Consider the following 2,375-nt stretch of genomic DNA (forward strand, 5'->3'; position numbering starts at 1 on the left):
GATTTAGCGAGGTCAATTAGCTGTTTGGTCGTCTTCAGGCAGCGCGATTTCGATCTGAATACCTGCGCTTGTGTCTTGCCTGTCAGCGAACTTATTGCTATTTCCATAAGATTATTCCTCCTAATTCGTCAATCGTCATTGACTTCAAGCGTAAGCGCTCTTGCTTCTTGTTCATAAGTGATGAAATTGATAGCATGATATCCGTGTTATTATGCTTTTATGATTCTCTCTTTGCTGGTGCTTCTCAGGTGGAAATTGGCGATTATCACTAAAGTTAAGATAATAAAAAGGTAATAAATTATGTCAAGAATCCCAACCCATCGTGTTCCCACTCATCCTGGCGAAATGTTGCTGGAGGAATTTCTGCTACCTCTTAATTTGTCTCAGCGTGACCTTGCTAATGCAATTCATGTTCCCTATCAACGGGTGAATGAGATTGTTAATCGTCGTCGCGGTATTACTCCTAGTACGGCTTTACGCTTGGCTAGGTTCTTTTCCACTTCGGCTGATTTCTGGATGAATCTCCAACAGTCTTGGGATCTCTATCATGCTCAACTGTCTGAAAATCATGACCTCCAAACTATTCAACCATTAAAAGTTTTATCTGTTGGCTAATCTCAGAGCGATCGCTTCTTTATCTTTGTTCTTGCTTTACCTTTTGATTTTCAGTTATTAACTGGAGGGCGCGATCGCAGTTTTGGGCATCTCTCACGGTTATTCGGCTGTGGGTAATCTCTAATCCTTGCTGTACTAACAATGGTAGATACTGGAATTCGCCTTGATTTACGACTTTAGTATCCAATGTCAATGTATCTGTGGCTTGTTCCCATGTGGCTCGATATTTACCTTCGTTGCCCTTGCGCTCAAAGACGAGGTTGCCATCCTGTGATTCTACATAGTCACTTTTGATTGCTAAGATCTCCCGCCATTGCGAGGCAACGTGCTGGCTCAATGACTGATGATCCTTGTGCATCGCTTGCTGTGCTTTTTCGGTGATGCTTTCACCTGATATCAGATCTTGAATACGGTCTATATATTTCTCGCTCTTGCCCAAATATTCGGCAATGCGACTCCATTCCATTAGTTGCTGAATATCGGTAACGATGCTGTTATCGGATTTGATTGGTTGTGTCGGGAATGGCACAATCTTCCCATCCACATAGTCTCCCAAGGGTTGAAAGTGCATTCCCCAGGTGTTTGTATGTCCTTGAAATGTTTCCAGTTCCTTGGCGCTATGTTTTTCCATCTGCGCCCATTGCTGTTGATAGGCTGCATCATTCAGCATTTCTGGGGTGATTTTGTACTGTTTGCCCACTTTAAAGGCGACTTTCTGCTCTCCTGCGATCGCGATCGCTATATCCCCTTCCTTAAATCCATAGGCGGCATAGGGTTCATATCTCCGCGTCGTGTGACATCTGCCATGTCCGCGCATTGCTTCGATACAGGTATCAACTGGCAAGGGATTCACTTCTCCATGCATCTTGAGGGGATAAACCATCTTGATGGGCTTTCCTGTGATTTTTACTGGCTGTTCTGAATGTACTGATTTTTCTTGCTGAGAGGTTTCAGCTTGGTAATAGCCTTGGGACTGCCAGTTGAGTGCATAGCCTTTTTCTTGCAAATATGCCACTACTAGCTGATCTGTCCCTCTAGCATTGCCCACTAATATTTGGCTACCTGCGGCGATCGCTTTATCTAGTAATGGTTGGTAATGACTGGTAAATACTTGATGAAGTTCTTGCTCAATCTGTAACTTAGTGCGGTCATCCCCTTCTCTCCGCCAAGGTCCTGAGCCACTGACCATGATCACATCTTCAGATTGATATTTGCCTGTATTCGCCAGTTCTCCCCATGCTTGTTCGTACAATCTCGTACTGGAATAAACTGTTTCTGGAGTGGCGGCTTTGCCAATAAATTGAGTGGCGATTTCTGCCATTGTTTTATCCTTACTAAAATGACTTCGCACTGATTCCCTCAGTTGCGATTCAATCTTTTCGAGGGGATTTGAATGAGTGAAGCTTTTCTGCGTCTCAATGTGTCTTTCAGCTTGAGTATTAGTTTCTGTCGTGACTGTAACAGTAGGGACAACAAGTGCTTCTCGATCTCGCTCTGGATCATACTTTACTCCCATCACGGCGAGATTCTTCCAAGACATTTCAATTAAACTTGCTTTTATTGCCTGACCTTCGTAGACTGGAGTTTAGACTAAAAAAGGAAAAAAAGGCAGAGTAAAAGAGATACAAACTGCCTAAAGTAGATAGAAAAAGAAAAAGCACATCTACAGTCATGATTATTGATAAACTACAGAACTTTCGTCAACAGGCATATAATTTTTAGGAAATGGAAGAGATGCAATATTTGACTTAATGGATGCA

General features: G+C 42.8%; 2 protein-coding genes. One reads left to right on the forward strand and one right to left on the reverse strand.

Annotated features, from left to right (window positions below; translation table 11 throughout):
- Positions 1–300: 300 nt before the first annotated feature.
- On the forward strand, positions 301–615 hold the full coding sequence (locus PSE7429_RS22330; RefSeq protein ID WP_009629662.1) for a HigA family addiction module antitoxin: 315 nt from the start codon (positions 301–303) through the stop codon (positions 613–615).
- A 19-nt stretch (positions 616–634) separates the two neighbouring features.
- Here the strand turns inward: PSE7429_RS22330 and PSE7429_RS26770 are convergent, their stop codons facing one another.
- Complete coding sequence (locus PSE7429_RS26770) at positions 635–2,155, reverse strand: hypothetical protein (protein ID WP_009629663.1); 1,521 nt, start codon at positions 2,153–2,155, stop codon at positions 635–637.
- Between the last annotated feature and the right edge of the window lie 220 nt (positions 2,156–2,375).

The organism is Pseudanabaena biceps PCC 7429, from assembly GCF_000332215.1.
GTDB lineage: Bacteria > Cyanobacteriota > Cyanobacteriia > Pseudanabaenales > Pseudanabaenaceae > Pseudanabaena > Pseudanabaena biceps.

What these genes read in the sequence shown, in the direction of transcription:
- PSE7429_RS26770 (WP_009629663.1), bottom strand. Translation starts at nt 2,155, where the DNA reads ATGTCTTGGAAGAATCTCGCCGTGATGGGAGTAAAGTATGATCCAGAG.
- PSE7429_RS22330 (WP_009629662.1), top strand. Translation starts at nt 301, where the DNA reads ATGTCAAGAATCCCAACCCATCGTGTTCCCACTCATCCTGGCGAAATG.